Source organism: Haloplanus natans DSM 17983, from assembly GCF_000427685.1.
Taxonomy (GTDB): Archaea; Halobacteriota; Halobacteria; order Halobacteriales; family Haloferacaceae; genus Haloplanus; species Haloplanus natans.
On sequence record NZ_KE386573.1, the window covers coordinates 602,299 to 623,925 of the forward strand.

21 protein-coding genes and 1 tRNA gene are annotated in these 21,627 nt (G+C 66.3%); 13 read left to right on the forward strand and 9 right to left on the reverse strand.

The genetic code is table 11. The annotated features are described in order from the left end of the window. Positions 1–49: 49 nt before the first annotated feature. From citZ to HALNA_RS05505, 6 genes are all read left to right on the forward strand, one after another. Positions 50–1,183: a citrate synthase gene (gene citZ / locus HALNA_RS05480; RefSeq protein WP_049935392.1), complete on the forward strand. Its 1,134-nt coding sequence runs from the start codon at positions 50–52 to the stop codon at positions 1,181–1,183. 14 nt (positions 1,184–1,197) lie between these two features. Further along, positions 1,198–1,590 carry a gamma-glutamylcyclotransferase family protein gene (locus tag HALNA_RS05485; protein ID WP_049935393.1) on the forward strand — a complete coding sequence of 131 codons (393 nt, stop codon included), beginning with the start codon at positions 1,198–1,200 and terminating at the stop codon, positions 1,588–1,590. Between the two features lie 241 nt (positions 1,591–1,831). After that, positions 1,832–3,061, forward strand: coding sequence for a threonine ammonia-lyase (gene ilvA, locus HALNA_RS05490; protein ID WP_049935394.1), 1,230 nt, complete (start codon positions 1,832–1,834; stop codon positions 3,059–3,061). 131 nt (positions 3,062–3,192) lie between these two features. Next, positions 3,193–3,573, forward strand: a complete 381-nt coding sequence (locus tag HALNA_RS05495) for a Rid family detoxifying hydrolase (RefSeq protein ID WP_049935396.1) — start codon at positions 3,193–3,195, stop codon at positions 3,571–3,573. Between the two features lie 70 nt (positions 3,574–3,643). Beyond that, a complete protein-coding gene (locus HALNA_RS05500) occupies positions 3,644–3,844 on the forward strand; it encodes a hypothetical protein (protein ID WP_049935397.1) in 201 nt (66 codons plus the stop codon). A 26-nt stretch (positions 3,845–3,870) separates the two neighbouring features. Continuing rightward, positions 3,871–3,951 (forward strand) — tRNA-Ser (locus HALNA_RS05505). 33 nt (positions 3,952–3,984) lie between these two features. On the opposite strand, the gene HALNA_RS05510 is transcribed toward HALNA_RS05505, so the two are convergent. After that, a complete protein-coding gene (locus HALNA_RS05510; protein ID WP_049935399.1) occupies positions 3,985–4,185 on the reverse strand; it encodes a hypothetical protein in 201 nt (66 codons plus the stop codon). A 195-nt stretch (positions 4,186–4,380) separates the two neighbouring features. On the opposite strand from HALNA_RS05510, the gene HALNA_RS20505 reads away from it, so the two are divergent. From HALNA_RS20505 to HALNA_RS05530, 5 genes are all read left to right on the forward strand, one after another. Next, positions 4,381–4,518 (forward strand): hypothetical protein, encoded by a 138-nt coding sequence (locus HALNA_RS20505; protein ID WP_169719015.1) that lies wholly within the window; start codon positions 4,381–4,383, stop codon positions 4,516–4,518. A gap of 103 nt (positions 4,519–4,621) precedes the next feature. After that, entirely contained in the window at positions 4,622–5,017 is a 396-nt protein-coding gene (locus HALNA_RS05515) for a DUF7383 domain-containing protein (protein WP_049935401.1), read from the forward strand. Between the two features lie 329 nt (positions 5,018–5,346). Beyond that, the gene (gene thsB / locus HALNA_RS05520) at positions 5,347–6,978 is read left to right on the forward strand and encodes a thermosome subunit beta (protein WP_049935402.1); all 1,632 of its coding nucleotides are present in this window, start codon (positions 5,347–5,349) and stop codon (positions 6,976–6,978) included. Between the two features lie 80 nt (positions 6,979–7,058). After that, on the forward strand, positions 7,059–7,988 hold the full coding sequence (locus HALNA_RS05525) for a hypothetical protein (RefSeq protein ID WP_157573460.1): 930 nt from the start codon (positions 7,059–7,061) through the stop codon (positions 7,986–7,988). Positions 7,989–8,032: 44 nt separating this feature from the next. After that, the gene (locus HALNA_RS05530; RefSeq protein ID WP_049935405.1) at positions 8,033–9,019 is read left to right on the forward strand and encodes an ornithine cyclodeaminase family protein; all 987 of its coding nucleotides are present in this window, start codon (positions 8,033–8,035) and stop codon (positions 9,017–9,019) included. On the opposite strand, the gene HALNA_RS05535 is transcribed toward HALNA_RS05530, so the two are convergent. From HALNA_RS05535 to leuS, 3 genes are all read right to left on the reverse strand, one after another. After that, positions 9,005–10,099, reverse strand: coding sequence for an alpha/beta hydrolase family protein (locus HALNA_RS05535; protein WP_049935406.1), 1,095 nt, complete (start codon positions 10,097–10,099; stop codon positions 9,005–9,007). The two genes, HALNA_RS05530 and HALNA_RS05535, sit on opposite strands and share 15 nt — an antisense overlap. A gap of 99 nt (positions 10,100–10,198) precedes the next feature. Then, on the reverse strand, positions 10,199–10,426 hold the full coding sequence (locus HALNA_RS05540; RefSeq protein WP_049935407.1) for a DUF7535 family protein: 228 nt from the start codon (positions 10,424–10,426) through the stop codon (positions 10,199–10,201). Between the two features lie 45 nt (positions 10,427–10,471). Continuing rightward, on the reverse strand, positions 10,472–13,348 hold the full coding sequence (gene leuS / locus HALNA_RS05545; RefSeq protein ID WP_049935408.1) for a leucine--tRNA ligase: 2,877 nt from the start codon (positions 13,346–13,348) through the stop codon (positions 10,472–10,474). Positions 13,349–13,521: 173 nt separating this feature from the next. Between leuS and HALNA_RS05550 the strand changes: the two genes are divergently transcribed. Continuing rightward, positions 13,522–14,964, forward strand: a complete 1,443-nt coding sequence (locus HALNA_RS05550) for an ATP-binding protein (RefSeq protein WP_049935409.1) — start codon at positions 13,522–13,524, stop codon at positions 14,962–14,964. A gap of 7 nt (positions 14,965–14,971) precedes the next feature. Here the strand turns inward: HALNA_RS05550 and HALNA_RS05555 are convergent, their stop codons facing one another. The 4 genes from HALNA_RS05555 to hisH all read right to left on the reverse strand — a co-directional run bounded on the left by HALNA_RS05555 (position 14,972) and on the right by hisH (position 18,690). After that, on the reverse strand, positions 14,972–15,403 hold the full coding sequence (locus HALNA_RS05555) for an Hsp20/alpha crystallin family protein (protein ID WP_049935410.1): 432 nt from the start codon (positions 15,401–15,403) through the stop codon (positions 14,972–14,974). A 186-nt stretch (positions 15,404–15,589) separates the two neighbouring features. Then, on the reverse strand, positions 15,590–16,399 hold the full coding sequence (gene pheA / locus HALNA_RS05560) for a prephenate dehydratase (RefSeq protein ID WP_049935411.1): 810 nt from the start codon (positions 16,397–16,399) through the stop codon (positions 15,590–15,592). A gap of 116 nt (positions 16,400–16,515) precedes the next feature. Next, positions 16,516–17,937, reverse strand: coding sequence for a sensor histidine kinase (locus tag HALNA_RS05565; protein WP_049935412.1), 1,422 nt, complete (start codon positions 17,935–17,937; stop codon positions 16,516–16,518). A 45-nt stretch (positions 17,938–17,982) separates the two neighbouring features. Continuing rightward, positions 17,983–18,690, reverse strand: a complete 708-nt coding sequence (hisH, locus tag HALNA_RS05570) for an imidazole glycerol phosphate synthase subunit HisH (RefSeq protein WP_049935413.1) — start codon at positions 18,688–18,690, stop codon at positions 17,983–17,985. A 214-nt stretch (positions 18,691–18,904) separates the two neighbouring features. On the opposite strand from hisH, the gene HALNA_RS05575 reads away from it, so the two are divergent. Continuing rightward, positions 18,905–20,764: a PAS domain-containing protein gene (locus tag HALNA_RS05575; RefSeq protein ID WP_049935414.1), complete on the forward strand. Its 1,860-nt coding sequence runs from the start codon at positions 18,905–18,907 to the stop codon at positions 20,762–20,764. 257 nt (positions 20,765–21,021) lie between these two features. Here HALNA_RS05575 and HALNA_RS05580 read toward each other — a convergent pair whose 3' ends face one another. Then, complete coding sequence (locus tag HALNA_RS05580; protein WP_049935415.1) at positions 21,022–21,621, reverse strand: uracil-DNA glycosylase; 600 nt, start codon at positions 21,619–21,621, stop codon at positions 21,022–21,024. Between the last annotated feature and the right edge of the window lie 6 nt (positions 21,622–21,627).

Below are 21,627 nucleotides of genomic sequence, written 5' to 3' on the forward strand. Positions count from 1 at the left end.
GTGAAGGAAAGGACAACGCTTTTTTGAGACGGTGCGAAATCGGTACGATATGTCTGATGAGGTCAAGCGGGGGCTGGAGGGTGTAGTCGTCTCCGAGTCCCGGCTGAGCTACATCGACGGCGACGCCGGCGAGTTGGGCTACCGCGGGTACGCCATCGAGGACTTCGCACGCGAAGCGACGTACGAGGAGGTGTTGTCACTGCTCTGGAACGGCGAGTGGCCGACCCGCGGCGAACACGACGAGTTCGCCGCCCGCTTGGCCGCCGAACGTGACCTCGATCCGGCCGTCTACGACCTCATCGAGGAACTCGCGGCGCGGGAGGAGAACCCGATGGCGATGATGCGGACGGTCACCTCCGCGCTCTCGGCGTACGACCCGGATGCCGACGCCGACCCGGACGACCGGGAGGCGAATCTGGCGAAGGGCTGTCGGATCACGGCCAAACTCCCGACGGCGCTCGCCGCTTTCGCCCGCCTTCGAGACGGCGACGACCCCGTTGCCCCCCGCGAGGACCTCGGCCACGCCGCGAACTTCCTCTACATGCTGAACGGTGAGGAGCCCGACGGGGTGGCCGCCGAGACGTTCGACACCGCGCTAGTGCTCCACGCCGACCACGGCCTCAACGCCTCGACGTTCTCGGCGATGGTGACCACGTCGACGATGTCGGACCTCCACAGCGGCGTCACGAGCGCCATCGGGACGCTCGCTGGCGGGCTCCACGGCGGCGCCAACCAGAACGTCATGCGGATGCTGAAAGAGATAGACGAGAGCGACGCGGACCCGGACGACTGGATCGAGGCGGCCGTCGAGGACGGCCGGCGCATCCCCGGCTTCGGCCACCGCGTCTACAACGTCCGCGACCCTCGTGCGGGCATTCTGGAGACGTACTCGGAGCGTCTGGGCGACGAGGCCGGTGACCGCAAGTGGTACGAGTACTCCGTCACCATCGAGGAGTACATGGACGGGAAAGGGCTCGCACCCAACGTCGACTTCTACTCCGCGTCGATGTACTACCAGATGGGGATTCCGATGGATCTCTACACGCCCATCTTCGCGCTGTCGCGGGTCGGCGGGTGGATCGCTCACATGCTCGAACAGTACGAGGACAACCGGCTCATCCGTCCACGCGCCCACTACGTCGGCGAGCGAGGGCGCGAGTTCGTCCCCCTCGACGAGCGGTAACTGACCCCCGTCGTATGGATATTTTCGTCTACGGCACCCTCACCGAACCCGAGCGAGTGGCGTCGGTTGTCGACGCCTTCGTCTTCGTCGGTGCTGCGGTACTGGAGGGTTGTCACCCCGTCGCCGGTCGGTATCCGACGCTCGCTCCCGGCGGCGAGACGGCCGGACGACTCCTGCGGACCGACGACGTGGGCGCCCTCGACGCCTACGAGGGCGTCGACGAGGGGCTCTACGTCCGCCTCTCGGCGCCCCGGACCGACGGCGGGGTTGCCGCCGTCTACGTCGGTGACCCCGACGCCCTCAACGTCGAGGACGCGGTCGACTGGCCCGGGACGGGCCCGTTCACCGAGCGCGTCCGGCGGTATTTCGAGGCCGAATCGGTGGTCGTCCGGCCGGAACACTCTTGATGGATGGGCGTGGGAACCGATATCATCCCGCCGCAGTCCTCTACTTTCACTTTCACCGCGCCTTCATGACGTTTATATCCCTCCACGACTATCAGTTAGTTGCACGTCACACGCGTGCATTCCCCCTCTTTACACCCGCGAGCCGCTGGACTCCGTCCCGCGGCAGTTGGACCCCGCCTCGACGGCGTCGTGTGTGACGGATACTATAAACCGTTAACAGCCACCGGCGGGTATGGGTGGTATGATCTCGTACGAGGACGTGCTCGACGCCCAGGAGCGGGTCGCGGGCGTCGCGCGTCACACACCGCTGGAATACTCGTTCGCCTTCTCGGATATGACCGGCGCCGACGTGCATCTCAAACTGGAGAACTTTCAGCGCACGGGCGCGTTCAAGATCCGGGGCGCGATCAACCGCATCGAAACGCTCTCGGACGAGGCGAAAGAGGCGGGCGTCGTCACCGCGAGCGCCGGCAACCACGCCCAGGGCGTCGCGCTCGCGGCGACGCGAGCGGGCGTCGACTCCAAGATCGTCATGCCCGAGCACGCGCCGGTGTCGAAGGTGAAAGCGACCGAGCGCTACGGCGGCGAGGCGATCCTCCACGGAGCGGACTACAGCGATGCACAGGCGGAGGCGCACCGAATCGAACGCGAGGAGGGCCGGACGTACGTCCACGCGTTCGACGACGAGATGGTGATGGCCGGGCAGGGAACCATCGGCCTCGAAATCGTCGAGGACTGCCCCGACGTGGAGACGGTGATCGTCCCCATCGGCGGCGGCGGCCTGATCTCCGGTATCGCGACGGCGGTGAAGGCCCACGACCCCGACATCCGCGTGATCGGCGTCCAGGCCGAAGGGGCCTCTAGCGCCGCCGAGTCGCTCCGGAAAGGGGAGATCTACGAGCGCGAGAGCGTCGACACCATCGCGGACGGCATCGCCACCCGCCGGATCGGCGACCGCACGTTCGAGGTGATCAAAGAGCGCGTCGACGAGGTGGTAACCGTCGACGACGAATCCGTCGCCATCGCGTTGACCTACCTGCTCGAACGCGAGAAGGCGCTGGCGGAGGGGGCGGGTGCCATCTCGCTTGCCGCCCTCCTCTCCGGCGCCATCGAGTACGAGGAAGGCGAGATCATCGTCCCGGCGCTCTGTGGCGGGAACATCGACCTCAACATGCTGACGACGGTGGTGATGCGAGGGCTGGTGGCGACGGGGCGGTATCTCCGGTTCCGCACCATCCTGAAAGACCAGCCGGGCGCGCTCGTCGACCTGGGGACGATCATCGCGGACCTCCGCGCGAACATCACGGCGTTTCACCACGACCGCACCTCGCGGGACGTGGCGATGAACGATGCACGAGTCGAACTCGAAGTCGAGACCCGCGGACCGGAACACGTCGACGAACTGCTCTCGACGCTGCGCGCCGAGGGCTACGAAGTGGAAATCGTCAACGGCTACCAGATGTCGGTGTGACCATCGGGATCATCGTAACTGTCCATGGGATTCTCGCCGGGGCGATCCGGCGAGAAGCATAATGACTACCGATGAACCCTATCCTGCCGGCGATACCTACTTTTAACAGACCGCCGCCCCACCGGACGGCCGTGAAACGAACCATCAGCACGGACGACGCCCCGGCGGCCGTGGGCGCGTACAGCCAGGCGACGACGAACGGCTCCCTCCTCTTTACCGCGGGTCAGCTTCCGCTGACGACCGAGGGGGAACTCCTCGACGACGAGTCGGTGGCCACCCAGACGGAGCAGTCTCTCGACAACGTGATGGCGATTCTCGCCGAAGAGGATGCCGACGCGAGCGACCTGCTGAAAGTGACCATCTTCCTCGACGACATCGAGGATTTCGACGAGATGAACGAGACGTACGGGACGTACTTCGACGCGGAGCCGCCGGCCCGGAGCGCGGTCGAAGTCGGGAACGTGCCGAAGGGCGCGGCCCTCGAAATCGAGGCCATCGCCGACGTAGAGTGAGACGTACAGCTGTCGGGCGGACCGCCCGCCCGTCGCAGCGACCGACCGGTATGGCCGCTCCCCTGCTCGGATGACGCCACAAACGAAATCCAGTCTGCTGTGGGGGCTGGTGGGCGCGCTCGCGTTCCTCGTGCTCGTCCAGGGCTACCGGCTCGTCGCCGGCTCCCTGCGGATCGGTCCCGTCGCCGTGGGAGGGCTCGCCCTCCTCGTCGGCGCCGCCGCGGCGGGGGTCACCTACGTCCTCGAACCGCGGCTAAACGGAAGGAGTTAAAAGGTCGAGCGGTTAGTCGTAACTGAGCCGGGATGGCCGAGTGGTAAGGCGCACGCCTGGAAAGCGTGTTCCCTCTGGGATCCAGGGTTCAAATCCCTGTCCCGGCGTTTTTCCACACGCCGACAACCTCGACCCGCGTGTCAGCCCGCTACTCCCCCCATCGCGTCCCGTGGCATGACGAGATGTCCGCCACAGGCCGGACAGCGGTCCAGCGACCCCGTCACGCCCGTCGTTGCCCGACGTTCGTCGTAGTCGCAATCGGTACAGATCCACTCCGCGACGTGTCGGCGTACCGGCGACGGCTCGACGGGGGCGTCCGTGCTGCCCTCTCTCAGTGACATGATAACGACTAACACGCATAAATACTTAACATATTCGGCTATCTGCCGAAATAATCGGCCAGCACGCTGACTGTTCGCCCAAGATACACACGAAACGTCCAACTTCTCGTCTCCGACTGAGGTGGGACGACCGATCCGCGGCCCTCGGAATCGGAGAAAGGTTCATGTGACGGGGGCGCGTGGGTTTGCGTGACAATGCCTGACACGAAAAGTGGCCGCGAGCGAAACGGGAAGAACAAGCGCGCACAGTTGCGCCAGCAACTGTACGAGGAAGAACTCGAATCGCTCGACGAGGAGGGGGACCTGCCGGAGTTCGGCGAGGACGAGGAGTAGTTCGCGGCCGACGACTAGCGGGTGGTCACGATTTTTCACGATTTCGTCGCGTTCACGCCGCGCCGTCGGCGCGCTTATAACGGCCCCGGCCGAATCAGTCCCCGTGCCACTCCGTGCGAACTACGCGACGATGTACGTCGGCGCGCAACTCGCGCCGGAGACACGGAAACTCGACCTCGACTGGGCCGACGACGTCGGTGACGAGACGGCCGCCCTCGAGTTCGAGGTGCCGACGGCCGAGGCGACTGACGGCTACGTCGGCATTCAGGCGTTCGACGTGGGTGAGTACGGCCACGAGATTCTGATCAACGGCGACCCGATGAGCGGCTTCGACATCCCGCCCAACGAGGGGTGGCAGTACTGGGTCGACACCTTCGGCGACGCCGTCTCCCTTTCCGAGGGGCACAACAGCGTCCGGATCGTTCGCGACGAGGAGACGACCGACGCCTTCGCCGTCGGCACCGTCACGGTCCACTGGAAGGAACCCGTCGGCGACTGATCCGGATTACTGTAACTGTGTCCCGGCGGTTCGCCGTAGTGGTCCGGCGAACCCACCGGTACTGACTTAGAATCCATTGTCGCCTCCGACCGGTTCGAGTCCTCGTCAGGGGATATTTAAAAACAGCCGAAAGCTATGTCATGCGTCGAACCGCGGTTCGTGATAACAGTTGCCAAGACGGCCAAAGGACCGGCTACGTCTCTCGATTAGTCGACTCCGTCGCTCCGGTAGCCCCGCCGCGTTCGACGCCGCCTATCAAATACTTTTATATAGAAGGACAAACAATCGTTCGATGAACTATGAGCCAGCGAATGCAGCAGGGTCAGCCGATGATCATCATGGGCGAGGACGCCCAGCGCGTCAAGGACAAGGACGCACAAGAGTACAACATCTCGGCGGCCCGCGCCGTTGCGGAGTCGGTACGCTCGACGCTCGGCCCGAAGGGGATGGACAAGATGCTCGTCGACTCGATGGGCACCGTCACCATCACCAACGACGGCGTGACCATCCTTCAGGAGATGGACATCGACAACCCGACGGCCGAGATGATCGTCGAGGTTGCCGAGACACAGGAGGACGAGGCCGGCGACGGCACGACCACCGCCGTCGCCATCGCGGGTGAGCTCCTGAAAGAGGCCGAGGACCTCCTCGATCAGGACATCCACCCGACGGCCATCATCAAGGGCTTCAACATGGCCTCGGAGAAGGCCCGCGAGGAAGTCGACGACATCGCCACCCGCGTCGACCCCTCCGACGAGGCCCTCCTCCGGAACGTCGCCGAGACGTCGATGACGGGCAAGAGCTCCGAACTCGACAAGGAACTCCTCGCCGAACTCGTCGTCGAGGCGGTTCAGGCGGTCACCGTCGAGGCCGACGACGGCTCCCACGTCGTCGACCTCGGCTTCGTCGAGATCGAAACCCAGACCGGCCGGTCAGCCTCGGAGTCCGAACTCCTCAACGGCGCGGTCATCGATAAGGACCCCGTCAACGACGATATGCCCGTCGAGTTCGACGCGGCGGATGTACTCCTGCTGAACGATCCGATCGAGGTCGAGGAGACGGACGCCGATACGTCGGTCAGTATCGACAGCCCCGACCAGCTCCAGCAGTTCCTCGACAGCGAGGAACGACAGCTTCGCGAGAAAGTCGATCAGATCGTCGCGACGGGCGCCGACGTCGTCTTCTGTCAGAAAGGCATCGACGACCTCGCCCAGTACCTCCTCGCGAAGGAGGGCATCCTCGCCGTGCGCCGGACGAAAAAATCCGACATGGGCTTCCTGCAGGAGATCCTCGGCGCCGAAATCGTCTCCGATCTCGACTCCGCGACGGACGCCCACCTCGGCCACGGTTCGATCTCGCGTGACGCCGACGCCGGCCTGTTCTACGTCGAGGGCGACGACGCCCACGGCGTGACGCTCCTCCTGCGTGGCTCCACCGAGCACGTCGTCGACGAACTCGAACGTGGCATCCAGGACGCCCTCGATGTCGTGTCGTCCACCGTCTCCGACGGCCGCGTGCTCGCCGGCGGCGGCGCCATCGAGGTCGAGGTTGCCGGTCGCCTCCGCGACTACAGCGACGACATCAGCGGGCGCGAGCAGCTCGCGGTCAACGCCTTCGCCGACGCGCTCGAGGTCGTCCCCCGCGTGCTCGCCGGCAACGCCGGCCTCGACAGCATCGACACGCTCGTCTCGCTCCGCGCAGCCCACGAAGACGGCGACGTTCACGCCGGCCTCGACGTCTTCTCCGGCGACGTGGTCGACACCTACGAGGCGGGCGTCGTCGAACCCGCCCACTCCAAGGAGCAGGCGCTCTCCTCGGCCACCGAGGCCGCGAACCTCGTCCTGAAAATCGACGACATCATCGCCGCGGGCGACCTCTCGACGTCCGGCGACGACGACGAGGGCGGCCCCGGCGGCGCCGGCGGCATGGGCGGTATGGGTGGCATGGGCGGCGCGATGTGACGTAAGCGCGCACCCTCACAGCCACGCTCCGAATCCGAACCGACACAAAACCCTTATTTTCGCCAGCGGTACGACGCGTTATGCCCTCCAGCAGACGCACCCTCTTGACCAGCCTCGGCGCCGCGCTGACCGGCCTCGCCGGCTGTCTCGATTTCGGCGGCGGACCGGACCGAACTGCGACGCCCACGCGGACCCCGGTGTCGACGCCTACGACCCCCGCTATCACCGATACGGCACTCGGCAACGCCGTCGCCCTCGACACCGACGGCGACGGGCGGGGCGACGGGATGGCCGTCGTCGTCTCCGACCTCGTTTCCGCTCACTCGATCCGGTATCTGACTGCACCGGACGCCTTCGGCGTCGTCGACGCCGGTCGAGGGCAGTTCGTCCTCGTCCGGGTCGCCGCCAGGGGCGAGGGCACTCCACCGGCCTCCGACGCGTTCTCGCTCGTCGCCGACGGAACGGCGTACGACGCCGGGATCGAGGCCGTCGGCCCCGCCCGCGTCGACGCTCCCGTGTCCGGTCGGCCCTACGGTGGGTCCGACCGGCGGGGCTACCTCGGTTTCCGGGTGCCTGCCCCCCTCGACGCGGACGCGGTGGCGATCCATCTCGCCGAGACGGGCCGGTGGACGGTTCCCGACTCGGCGGCCGACTCCCTCCGCTCCCCGCCGCCCGCCTTCGAGACGACCCTCACCGTCCCGGACGGCGTCGCCGCCGACGAGGCCATCCCCGTTCGCCTCGACGTGGCGAACGTGGGCGACGGCCTCGGCACGTTCCACGGCGCCGTCAACCACCAGGGGCCGCTCTACGCCGCCGACGGTTTCTCGTTTTCCCTCCCACCCGGCGAGTCGACGACCCACGAGGCGGCGGTCGGATACTACCGCGGGAGCGACTCTCCCCCCGACCGCGTCCAGTTCGCCGTCGTCGGCCCGGGACTCTCGGAATCCGTCTCGGTACGGATCGAGGGCGGCGGGACGCCGGAGCGAACGGCGACGGGAACTTCGAACTAGATCATTGCACAACTGATACGTTGGCCGCGCTGCTACGTCGTCGCATGGAGACCCTCCTGCTGAACGCCGACGCGGTGGACGACCACTCGCCGATGCCGGCCGTCGTCGACGCCGTGCGCGACGCCTTCGCGGCCCACGCCCGCGGCGACGCGGTCATGCCGCCGAAGTCGTACGTCGACCTCCCGCAGTACGGCGGCGACTTCCGGTCGATGCCGGCGTACCTGCAGACCGACGACTGGGACGCCGCGGGGCTGAAGTGGGTGAACTCCCACCCGGAGAATCCGCGCCGCCACGACCTGCCGACGGTCATGGCGACGATGTGTTACTCCGACCCCGAGACGGGATTTCCCCTCGCGATCATGGACGGGACGACGCTGACGACGAAACGGACGGGCGCGGCCGCCGCGGTGGCTACCGACCGTCTCGCCGTCCGGGACGCGTCGACGCTCGGTCTGGTGGGCGCGGGCGTTCAGGCGGGCGCCCAACTCGACGCCATCCTGACCGTGCGCCCCATCGAGACGGTGGTCGTCGCGGACGCCGACGCGGAACGGGCGCGGGCGTTCGTCGAGACGATCGGTGACCGCGTCGACGCCCGCGTCGGATCGACCCCCGAGGCCGTCGCCTGCGACGTGGTGTCGACGACGACGCCGGTCCGTGAGCCCATCGTCGACGCCGAGGCGGTCGGTGACCACACCCACGTCAACGCCGTCGGCGCCGACGCGCCGGGGAAACACGAACTCGCCGACTGCCTGCTGATGGCGGCGACACTCGTCGTCGACGACCGGGAGCAGTGTACGCACTCGGGCGAAATCAACGTCCCCTACGCCGCCGGCCGCCTCACCGACGACGACATTCACGCCGAACTCGGCGCGGTGGTGATCGGCGAGGCGACGGGTCGGACCGACGCCGACGGCGTCACCGTCTTCGACAGCACCGGCCTCGCGGTGCAGGACGTGGCGGCCGCCCACGTCGTCTACGAGAGGGCGTCGGCGGCCGGGGCGGGCGTCTCCTTCGACTTACTGGGACGTTAGGTGCCCGCGCATCCAGTCGGCCGCGTACGGACGGTACTGGGTGACCCGGTTCTTGCAGACGTGGTCGCCGTCGGGGTAGTAGAGTAGTTCGCCGTTGGGCGCCCGTTCGGCGATGCGTCTGGTCTGTTGTGGCGGCACGACCGTGTCGTTGCCGCCGGCGATCATGAGCGCCGGCGCGGTCAGATCATCGATGTCGCCACGGAGCGTCAGTTGCTCGGTCACCTCGTCGGCCTCGACGAACGAGTCGGTGTGGCAGGCGTGGAGGAAGCCGTCGCGCATCGAGACGGAACTGTAGAGGGAGGCGGGGCCGACGCTGAAGGGGCCGGCGAGGCCGACGCAGGCGTCGAACCGGTCGTCGTTCGCGGCCACGTATGGGGCGTAGAACCCGCCGATCGAGACACCGTAGATTCCCAGCCGTGAGGCGTCGACACCGTCGATTCCTTCCACGTGATCGACGACGGCCGAGATGGCCTCGTGGTAATCCGGCGTCATCGGCCGGGAGTACCACATCTCGCCCTGGCCGGGGCCGTCGACGGCGAGTGTCGCGACTCCCCGGGCGTGGAAATCCGAGGACCGGGTGTGTTGCTCCTCTTTCGTCGAGTCCAGCCCGGAGAGGACGATCACCAGCGGCGACTCGTCGAGCCCTTCGGGTGTCGTGTCGGGCACGCGCAGGTAGCCGGGGATGTCGGCCCCGCCCGGGAACGGCACCTCGATTCGCTCCGCTGGCGGGTCGAGATGCGGGGCGGCCTTCCCCCACAGTTCGACGCCGCGTCGGTGGGCCTCCTCGCGGCGGTCCTCGTCGGCGAACCACGCGAACGATCCGAAGTGGCAGTACATCGACGCCCGCAGGAACTGCTCGCCCGCCGTCGTCGAGTTGCCCGCCGCCTCTGCCTCCCGCCCGCGTTCCGCGTGCTCCTCGCCGACCGCCGCGAAGGCCCCACACCACTCGTCCCACGTCTCTATCTCCGCGCGCAGGTTCTGCAGGTCGTAGCGGTCGAGTTCCTTGGCGAGAAAGCGGGTCCACCAGCGGTCGAATTGGTTCGCGACGAACTCGCGGCCGCGTTCGTCGGTGTCGGTCATCTGTGCCGGCTCCCGTCTCCCGTCGGCGATGAATCGTACACGGTAGCCGCAAGGTCGGAGACGATTTTGATAAGAATTTCTACGGCACGTGTAAACGGATCACTCCGCGCTCGGCGTGATGGCATCGAGGACTTTCGTTATCAGCCAGACCAGAACGAGGAACGGTAACAGCGGCACGAGAAGGATCAACATCCCGAGAAATACGGTCCAGCCGATGGCGTCCATCTCAGCGTCGGCGCGGGCACGGAACGGTTCCCCGAGCGTTCGGTACACCGCTTTCACGGGTTCGAGCGTCGATTCGTCGGCCGCCGGTTCGGCGTCGCTCATACGACTGCAGTACGCCGCCGCCGCGGATAAATATTAGCGAGACGACTATTCGAGGTGGATGGCCGGACGGAAGGGTACTGCATTCCCCGCGCGTTCTCCGGGGTCCGGCGGATCGGCGTCCTCGGCGTACACCTCGACCGTGGCGTCGAACTCGTCTTCGAGGAACGGCACGGCCGCCTCGTAGACGGCCAGTTCGTCCATTCCCGCCAGCGTCTCGACCGTCTCGTCGTCGAGGTCACGCACGAGTTCCACCAAGTCGCCGACGAGGTCGTTGACGGCCTCGCCGCGTTCCCGGAGGGCCGGATCGCTCATCGCCTCGCTCATCGCGGCGCCCACGTCCGGGCCAGCCTCGCGGACGGCGTCGAACACCCCCCGCTTCCAGTCCGCGGCGACGTACACCCGGATCGTCTCCGGATCGGTGCCGGTCACGTCGACGATGTCCGTCACGTCCTCGGTGAGGCGTTCGATCCGTCGCTCCTGGACCTCGACGGCCGGCCGCTCCAGGTCGGGGTCGACTTCGGGCCACGGCGCGTCCTCGGCCGCCGTCCCCGTCAACTCCTCGTGGAGTTCGTTCGCGAGGAAGGGGACGAAGGGCGCGAGGAGACGCAGCCGTGTCTCCAAGGCGTGTCTGAGCGTCCACTGTGCGCCCGGGTGGCTCCGATCGGTCCGGCGGCGGTACCACCGAAGCGACTCCTCGAAGCCGTAGAAGGCGGTCTGACTCGCCGCCCGCGTCTCGGAGTTCTCCATCGCCGTGGTCACGTCACGGACGGTGCGCTGTAGCTTCGACAGCAGCCACCGGTCGATGTCCTGGAGGTCGGGCGCCTCGTCGTCGAACGTCGACGCCGGCGCGTCGGGCAGCAGTTCAGTCGCCCGATTCCAGAACCGTTCGAGCTGGTTGCGGACGCTTTCGACCTGGCCCGCCCGCCAGTCGTAGTCCTGCCACGGCTCCGCGGAGTTGAGCAGGAAAAAGCGCACCGTGTCGGCGCCGTACTCCTCGATGGCCTCCCCCGGCAGAACGACGTGACCTTTCGAGGACGACATCTTCTCGCCCTCCAGCAGCCCCATCCCCATGATGACGATGCCCGCCGGCCACTGCGGCTCCTCGAACAGCTCCGCGTGGTGAAACAGGTAGAACGTGAGGTGATTGGAGATGAGGTCGTTCGCGGAGAAGCGGTAGTCGACGGGGTACCAGTACAGCCACTCCTCGCGCAGGTCGAGCGCGCGTGGGTCGGGGTCCTCGACCGCCTCCGCCCCGTAAAAGAGGGCGTCGAAGAAGTCGCGGTCGAGGTCCTCGACCGGAATCTCGCGCAGGCCCGGCGCGACGGTGTAGTACGCCATGTAGATGGTCGAGTCCGACAGCGGCTCGATGACGAAGTCGTCGTCCCACGGCAGGCGCGTCCCCAGCCCGTAGTTGCGGATACAGGGCCACTCGTTCAGCCAGTCGATGGTGTGGTCGTACTCCCCTCTGGTGTTCTCGGGGATACACTCCATGTTCTCGACGACTCTCTTGGTTGCCGCCTTCCAGTCCTCGTCGTTGTACCGGAGGAACCAGGTGTCCTGTTCGGCCACCTCCACCTCGCCGCCACACCGACAGACGACCTCCTCGGAGAACTCGTACATCGTCCCGAAGTGGCCCGCGTCGACCCCCGCCTCGCGGTAGGCTTCGCGCACGTCCTCGATGATTTCGCCCGCGAACTCGCCGTAGTCGTCGTGGAGGCGGCCGGCGTGGAACTCGCGGTTGTACAGTTCTTTGGTCACGGCCTCCAGTTCGGGGTCGTTCGAGGACTCGATGCCGGCGCGTTCGACGGCATCTCTCGCCGGCACGTCGCCGTACCCCTCCACGTCGAGGATGGGGATCGGCTCGATGGCGTCGACGACCGCGGGGTCGACGCCGTAGCGCTCCATGCGCGTGTCGTCCGCTTTCGCCTCCTGTAAGGCGAGGTAGTCGTCCGGGGAGTGCGCCGGCACCGACATGACGACGCCGGTGGCGTTGTCGGGGTCGACGAACGCCGCCGGCAGAACCGGCACCTCGTCGCCGGTGACGGGGTTGGTGACCGACCGCCCGACGAGATCAGCGCCCGCGAACGTCTCCTCGACGGTCACGTCGTGGGCCTGCAGGCGGAGCTTCCGGGTCGCCGCCTCGCTCACGAGCCACGTCTCGCCGTCGACGGTCGCGCAGGCGTAGGTGCCCTCGGGGTCGACGTAGGCGTTTGTCACTCCGTGGACCGTTTCGGGCCGGAGCGTCGCCATCGGCACCACCGCATCGTCGAGGCCAAAGCGGATCAGGGTGTACTCCTGGTACTCCGCTTCCTCACCCTCCAGCAGGTCGTGGGTCGTGACTGGTTGCTGCTCGTTCGTGCAGTATTTGACCGGGTGGAGCCCCTTCTCCAGTCGGTTCCGGTCCCGCAGCGTCTCGTACTGCCAGGTGATGAACTTCGAGTAACGGTCGTCGTTCGTGGTGAACTCCCGGCGCCAGTCGATCGAGAGCCCGAGTGACTTCATCCCCTTCTTGTAATGTTCCTCGATGAAGTAGTGGGCGTAGCCCATCGGCGTCTCCAGATCCTGCAGGGTGGATTCGGGCACCTCGTAGGTGTCTCGGAGCACCGAAAGCTGTTTTTCCTCCCCTTTTTTCAGGCGTTCGACGGCGCCGATGATCGGCGTCCCCGTGACGTGCCAGGCGATCGGAAAGAGGACGTTGTCACCCCGTTGGCGCCGGTAGCGGGCGTACACGTCCGGCACGGTGTACGTCCGGGCGTGCCCGATGTGCATACCGCCGCTCGGGTACGGGTAGGGGACGGTGATGAACGTCACGTCCTCCTCGTTGCCCGAGGGTGGTGCCCCCTCGCTGTCCGCCTCGTACCGCCCCGTCTCCGCCCAGCGCTCCCGCCAGCGCTCCTCGATAGCCTGCGGGTCGTAGTCCATATTCCGCTCCAAGGTCCCCCGACCTAAAATAACTCCTATCCCGCCGGTCGCCCGACGGCCCCACGATTATCGCCGTTGATGCCCGCAACGCCCCGGAGTAAGCACCGATTATACTCGCGGTAAGGGACGATTATATAACCGTTATCACATCAACGTGGCGCCATGGGCACATCGTGAAGGTCCCGTCGCTCGGTCGACTGGTCGGTGCTGGCGTCGTTGCCGGCCTCGGCGTCGCGCTCGTCGCAGTCTGGGCCGTCGCGGTCGGCGGTCGTGCGTGGTGGGCGCCCACCGCCATCGCACCGCTCGGCCTCGCCGCCCTCCTCGTCGTCGCCGCCGGCTGGCTCTTCCGGAGTGACCTCGACGGCCGGATTGCCGTCCGGGTCCCACTGACGACCCTCGTCGGGACCCTCGTGTTCGGCTCCTTCGGCGTGTTCGTCGCGACCGGCCTCCTCCAGCCGATTCCGGGCGATCGGTCGGTGCTGGTCGTGTTGCACTTCGTCAGCGTCGGCGGCGCCGTCGGCGTCCTCGTCGGTCTCTTCGCCGCGAGACAGGCGACGACGATCGGGGCACTCCGGCGCTCCCGCGACGAGTATCACGACCTCTTCGACGGCGTCGGGGATACGGTGCTCGTCCACGACACCCGCGGCGTCGTCATCGCCGCCAACGAGACGGCGCTCGACCGACTCGGCTACGACGCCGAGACGCTCACCGGGCGGCCGATCGAAGCGGTGGAAGGCGGGCCGGTGGCTACGGATGCGGACACGGACGACCGCGACCGGACGCCACCCGACCGCATCGTCTACGAGACGGCCCACACGACCGCCGACGGCGAGACGATGCCGGTCGAGGTGAGCGCCACGCTCGTCCAGTACGGCGGGTCGCCGGCGGTGCTGTTGGTCGCACGTGATGTCGGCCGGCGCCGCGCCTCCGAGCGAGAACTCGCCCGCAAGCGCGATCAGCTTCGCGCGCTCAACCGCGTCCTCCGCCACGACATCCGCAACGATATGCAGATCGTGCTCGGCCTCGGGCGCCTCCTCGACGAACACGTCGACGAGGAGGGCGAGGAGTATCTCCGGACGATCCTCGACACCGGCGAACACGTCGTCGAACTCACCCGGAGCTCCCGGGACCTTGCCCGGACGGTCGCCGGCGAGGCCGAACTCCCGCTGGAGGCGGTCTCGCTCCCCGAGACGTTACAGGCCGAACTCGACCGTCGGCGCGAGGCGTTCGGCCACGCCACCATCTCGCTTCGGGGCGAGGTTCCGGACGTGGACGTGCGGGCGAACGACCTGCTGGCGTCGGTGTTCCGGAACCTGCTGAACAACGCCGTCCAGCACAGCGACCGGGACGAACCGGCGGTGGAGATCAGCGCCGACATCACCCGTGGCGACCACACGGCGATCGTCCGCGTCGCCGACAACGGGCCGGGCATCCCGCCCGGTCGGCAGGAGACGGTGTTCGGAAAAGGCGAGAAAGGAATCGAGAGCGAGGGCACGGGCCTCGGACTCTATCTCGTTCAGTCGCTGATCGAGCATTACGGGGGCGCCGTGTGGATCGAGGAGAACGAACCCCGGGGGACCGTCGTCGTCGTCGAACTTCCGGTCGTGGCGGAGTGACGGGGGACTACTCCACGTCGATGTGGCGCACATCCACGTCTGCCTCGACGGGGATCGTCACCGTCAGGACGCCGTTGCGGTAGGTCGCCGAGGCGCCCTCGCCGGAGACGTCGCTGGGGAGACGGATCGTGCGGCGCATCGCGTGGTGGTGACGCTCGCGGCGGACGTACGCGTCCTCGTCGATGCTGGACTCCGACTCGGCGTCGGCGCGGATCGTCAGGAGGTCGCCGTCGACCGATATGTCGAAGTTACCCTTCTCGAAGCCGGGTACGTCGGCCGTCACGACGAGTTCGTCGTCGTGGTGAGTGATGTCGACCGCGAAGTCGGCCTCGTCGGAGCGGTAGCCGGGTCGGTTGTATCGGCCGAGTGCGCCCCAGCGGTCGCCGGTCATGCGCTCGAAGAGGTCGTCGAAGTCACCGAAGTAGTCGTTTGGTTGCATTGGTAATCGCCAACCCGGTATACGCCCGGCGAGGGCATAAATACCGCTGGCTGGGAGATAGCTATACGCACGGCAGCGAGGCTGAAGGGACTTTTGAGGCCGTTTCATACTGTTTATGCTAACTGGTTACCGATGGGTCGCCAAGACGGTCCGGCGACCCACCGGTAATGACTCACATAAACACTATCAGACGACGTGGCGAGTGTCGTAGGAGCCGAGCCGACGCACCCAGCCGTTGGCGGCGATGTCCTCCACGTCCTCGACGGCCTCGCGGGCGTGGCGTTCGTAGAGACCGGCTTCGAAGTCGATGTGGAAGAGGTAGTCGCCGAGGCGGTCACCGGTGGGCCGTGACTCCACGCGCGAGAGGTTGATGTCGCGGTCCGCAAAGGCCTCCAGCAGTTCCAGAAGGAGCCCCGGATAGTTGGCGTTCGGATTGACGACGATCGTCGACTTCCCGCCGGCGTCGGAGCGCTCGTCGGCCGGCGAGATGGCGAAAAAGCGCGTGGCGTTGGAGTCGCGGTCCTGGATATCCGCCGCGAGCACCTGGAGGTCCTCCCCGGCGTTGTCGGGGTGGGCGATGGCGGCGACGCGGTCGTCATCGCGGGCGCGCTCGACGCCGCGGGCCGTGCTCGCGACCGCTTCGAGCGTCACGTCGGGATACTCGGCTTCGAGGAAGGATCGACACTGGGCGAGCGCCTGTGAGTGGCTGGCGACGACGTCGAACGATTCCGACGCCGCGATCAGGGCGTGCCGGATCGGCGTCACGATCTCCTCGACGACGCCCACGTCGTAGTTGGCGAGGGCGTCGAGTGTCTCCGTGACGCTCCCCTCGATGCTGTTCTCGATGGGGACGACACCGCGCCGGTACTCGCCTTTGGCGACCGCCTCGACGATGGCGGTGACGGACTCGGTGAACGTCACCTCGTTCTCGTCGGCGACCGCCCGCGCGGCCCGGTGGGAGTACGTCCCCGCGGGCCCGAGCGTGATGGCTTCCATGCCACGGCGTTGCGCGGAGAGGGGCAAAAGCGCGTCGGGTCCCCGGCGGACGGTTACTGTCGTCACGGCGACCCACCGGTAATCAGTTACAATAAACGCTATCAGCTCGGGGTCGATCAGGCGAGTTGGAGGCGGACGTTGAAGACGCTCCCACGCGGCTCGTTGTCCTCGATCCAGACCGCGCCCCCGTAGTGGTCGACGAGCGTGTACACCAGATAGAGCCCCAGCCCCGTGCCCTCGCTCTCGAGGCCCTTCTCGCCTTTTCCGAACACGGCTTCCCGACGGTCGGGATCGATCCCCGGCCCGTCGTCGGCGATTTGCACCAGCACCCACTCGTCGTCCACCTCGGCCGACACCTCCACCGTCGGCTCGTCGCCGTCGTGGTGCTGGACGGCGTTGTTCAGCAGGTTCCGGAACACCGACCGGAGCATGTCGTTCGCCGTCACCTCGACCAGCGGGACGTTGCCGCGGGTCCGGATCGTGGCGTTCGGGTAGCTTCCGCTGGCCTCCCGCACCTCGCGGTCGAGGACGAACGACAGGTTCGTGGGTTCGAGGTCGTCGCCGGACTCGGCCACGAGTGCGTCCATCAACTCCCCCATCAGATCGGTGAGCTCGATGACGTGCTCGGTTCGGGTCCGAATCGTCTCCAGATGTGGCTCCCCCGCCTCCGCGGAGATGTCGTCGAGCAGGTCGGCCATCCCCTGGACGAGCTGCATATCGTTGCGGATGTCGTGGCGGACGATCCGGTTGAGTAGTTCCAGCCGCTCGTTTTGCTCCTCGAGTACCTGCTGGTACTCCCGCGTCTCGGTCACGTCCTTGATGGCGCCGTCGATGTACGTCTCGCCCTCGGCGCTCCGGAACCGGCAGACGGTGACCAACCCCCAGAACCGGTCGCCGCTAAGGGTCCGGAGCTCCACCTTCTCGGTCACCACGTCCTGCTCGGCCAGCGCGTCGAAGAAGGCCCGGCAGTCGTCCTCGTCGTGGTACATCTCTTCTATGGGCGTCGACAGCAGGTCCACCTTCGACTCGGCGTCGAACAGGTCGACCATCGTCGGGTTGGCTTCGAGGAAGGTTCCCGCCGGATCGAACGTCGCCCGGAAGATGCCCGTCGGGACGTGTTCGACCAGTTCCTCGAACCGGCCGAGTTCGTCCCGGCGACGTTTGCGTTCGGTCACGTCGCGGACGGTGGTCAGCACGCACTCCTCGCCGTCCAGATCGGCCAGCGACGCGGAGCATTCGGCCCAGAACGGTCCCGCGTCGCGGCGCCGTAGCCGCCACTCGACGGTCTCACCGTCGCCGCCACGGGCCGCGGCCACCAGTTCCCTGACCGGATCGTCCGGTCCCCGGCCGGAGACGAGCAGGTCGTCGACCTCCCGCCCGGTCAGGTCGTCGCGCTCGATGCCGATCATGGACACGAACCGACCGTTGGCGTCGCGAACGACGCCCGTGTCCGGATCGACGACGAGCAGCCCGTCGGAGACGTGCTCGAAGAGCGCCCGGTATCCCGATCCGGGATCGGTCATCGGCGTCTTGTTCACGCCGGCTGTGAGGGAGAGATCGATATAAACCCGCTCCTCCGATTATCACTGCGTATAACAGATGTCGACGAAGTTCCGCAGGATCGTCAGCCCCGTCTCCCCGCTCTTTTCGGGGTGGAACTGGGTCCCGAAGACCGTTCCGTCCTCGTTCGCGATAACCGCGGGGAACGTGCGGCCGTGGTCGGTCGTCGCGACGACCGCCTTGTCGTCGTCCGGGACGGCGTAGTAGGAGTGGACGAAGTAGGCGTACTCGTCGTCGACGGAGCCGCCGCCCGGACCCTCCCGGTCGGGCGCGTCCGCCGGGTCGACGCCGGAGACGAGCGGGTGGTCGCGCTCCACCGACAGTTCGTTCCAGCCCATGTGGGGCACCGTCTGGCCCTCGGCGAAGCGGACGTTCCGCCCGGGGACGAAATCGAGGCCGACGACGTCGCCCTCGCCGGCGTGGTCGGCCTCCTCGCTCGACGTGAGGAGCATCTGCATCCCGAGACAGATACCGAAGACGGGCTGGCCGCGGGAAACGGCGTCGGCGAGGGCGTCGCGGTACGGCCCGGCGTTTTCCATCCCCTCGCGGAACGCGCCGACGCCCGGGAGGACGATGCCGTCGGCGGCGGCGAAGTCGTCCGGGTCGTCGGTGATGGTCACGGACGCGCCGGCGCGTTCGAGGCCGCGCGTGGCCGACCGGAGGTTGCCGAGGCCGTAGTCGACGATGACCACGTCCGCCAGCGCCTCGGATGGGGGTCGGGACAGGCTCATACGCCACGTCGGTCCGCGGGGGGGAAGTGGTTTTCCGTTGCGGTAGGGATTATCGGCTCTGCTGAAATCCTCGGCCGCTGATCTGCGGTCGATCCAGTTCTGCAGACGGGGTGCGTACGGTGTCGGGCCTGCGTCGCCGACGCTTCACACTGTCCGGGCCGAGGGAGTTGATGGATTGAGTGTTTAATACGGTCCCCTGCTATAACCGATCTACATGGAAGACACTCCGGGCACTGAGGCTATTGCTGACAGCGGTGGAGTGACCGCTGGCGAGTCGAGAGGCGTTTACGAAGCGATCTTCCGTGAAATGAGTGACGCAGTCTTTCTCATCGATGTTGCACGATCCGACCACGACTACACGTTCACTTACCTGCGAAACAATACCTCACACCAACGGCGGACCGGTCTTTCCGAAGACGAGTTACGCGGACAGACTCCACGGGAACTTCTCGGTGACGAACAGGGCACAGTTGTTGCTGAAAACTACCGCCAGTGCGTCGACAAACGAAGGACGATCGAGTACGAAGAGGAATTAGACCTACCGGGCGGGACGAGTCACTGGCAGACAAAGCTCACCCCGATTATTGATGCCGGAGACGTCACTCAAATCGTCGGCGTCGCACGGGACATAACGGAGCAAAAGGAGCAAGAACGGAAGCTAAAGCGCATCCATCGACGATTCGAAACCGTCATGGAAACCATGTCCGCAGCGGTATTTTTGAAGGACGCTGACGGCCAGTATCTCGTGATGAATCAGGCGTGCCGCGAACTGTTCGACGTCGAAGGTCAAGACATCGTCGGCTTGACCGATGACGACCTCTTCCCGTCGGATACCGCGAGGCAGGCCAGAACGGACGACCAATGGGTCGTCGAGAACGGCGAGATGATCGAGATAGAGGAAACGATTCCAACAACGGCAGGACACACCGTCCGGCTAACGCGGAAATCGCCGGTGTACGACGAAGATGGCGAGGTTGTTGCTCTCTGTGGGGTCTCCACCGACATCACCGAGCGCAAGGAACGCGAGCAGGAGCTTCAGATGGTCCGCGAGCGGTTCGAGCGATTTGCGGGTAACGTCCGAGATGGGTTTTTTTTGTTGCCGACCGACTACTCCGAAACCGAATACGTGAACCCGGCAGTGGAACGGATCTACGGAATCACGCCAGAGGAGGCCTACGACGACCCGACGGCCTGGCTCCGACACGTCCATCCCGACGACAAGGACGAGTTACTCGCAGATATGGAGGCCCAGCGGGACGGCACGATCCAGTGGCCGGTCGAACAGGAGTTCCGTATCGAACATCCTGACCGTGGAAGGCGGTGGGTGCGGGCCCACCTTGACGTGGTTCCCGACGAGAACGGCGACCCGACGTGGATCACCGGCATCTCGACTGACATCACCGAGCGAAAGGAACGCGAGAAAGAACTACAGCGACAGAACAGTCGCCTCAACGAGTTTGCAAGTGTGGTCTCTCATGACCTCCGCAACCCACTCAACGTCGCTCAAGCGCGGGCGACGATTCTGCAACAGCAAGCTGCCGACGAGTTGCAGGAGCACCTCGCTCCACTCCTCAACTCGCTGGAGCGGATGGAGAGCATTATCGAGGATACGCTGACGCTCGCTCGGCAGGGTGAGACCGTCGGCGATATGAGCTCGATATCGCTCGTCGACTTGGTGGGTAAATGTTGGGCCGGAGTAGAGACAGCCGAGGCGACGCTCGAAATCGACGAGGAGTTCACGATACATGGCGACCGCGACCGGCTCCGACACGTGTTCGAGAACCTGTTCCGTAACGCAGTGGAACATGGCGGCGAGGGCCTGACAGTCCGCGTTGGACGCGCTGGCGAGGACTGTCTCTACGTCGAAGATGATGGGCCGGGAATCCCGACGGATGACCGCGACGCAGTGTTTGAACCGGGCTACACGTCTGCAACTGGCGGAACGGGCTTCGGTCTCACGATCGTCAAGCGCATCGCAGAAGCTCACGGCTGGGACGTGACGATTACCGATGGACGAGACGGCGGTGCTCGGTTCGTGTTCGATGCTGTTGGGCTGAACGATAGTAACGCTTGACCGACTACTTCAGCAGTTCTGAGCCGACCGTGGGAGCGCTGTGCGGTATCCTCTTCGAACGAATCCCCCGTTGTTTCGGAGCGAGGTTTCGACGAAGGCGGACCGTCGGCAGTCATCGTCCGTTCTCGACAGGACGGCCCGACGAGAAGCGACAAACCGGTACGACGACCGCCCTCATACGGTTTAGTGTAAGTCATTACCGGTGGGTCGCCAGGACGGGTCGGCGACCCACCGGTGAACAGTTACACTAATCCGTATCAGTAGTCGCCCAACCGCGACTGCCCGCCGCCCCCGTCCGTCGAGACGCCGGCTAGGTCGGCCGCCTTCGCTATCGCCGCGTCGAACGCCTCCCGCTGGCTCCGGTCGTAGAGCGTCGCCGCCGGGTGGAGACAGACGAGGACGCGCCGCCCCGCTCCGCCGAGACGTGCGTCGACGACCGATCCGGTTTCGTTCGTCACCGCGACGGAGCGATCCAGCAGTCGCTCCCCGGGAACCTTCCCGAGCGTGACGATCAGGTCCGGGTCGACGTGGCTTATCTCCGCCGCCAGAAACTCGGTGCAGTTGTCGAGTTCCTCGACGTGGGGGTCACGGTTCTCCGGCGGCCGACACCGGACGCAGTTGGTGATCCGAACGTCCGCGCGGGCGAGGCCGGCGTCGCGGAGGGCGTCGTCGAGCACCGACCCCGACCGGCCGACGAAGGGTTCGCCCCGTTCGTCCTCGTTCACACCGGGTGCCTCGCCGACGAAGCAGAGGGCGGCGTCGTCGGGGCCGACGCCGTTGACGATGCGACTCCGGGACTCGACGAGCGCCGGACAGCGCTCGCAGACGGTCACGTCCGGCCCGTCGGTTTCGACCATACTGCA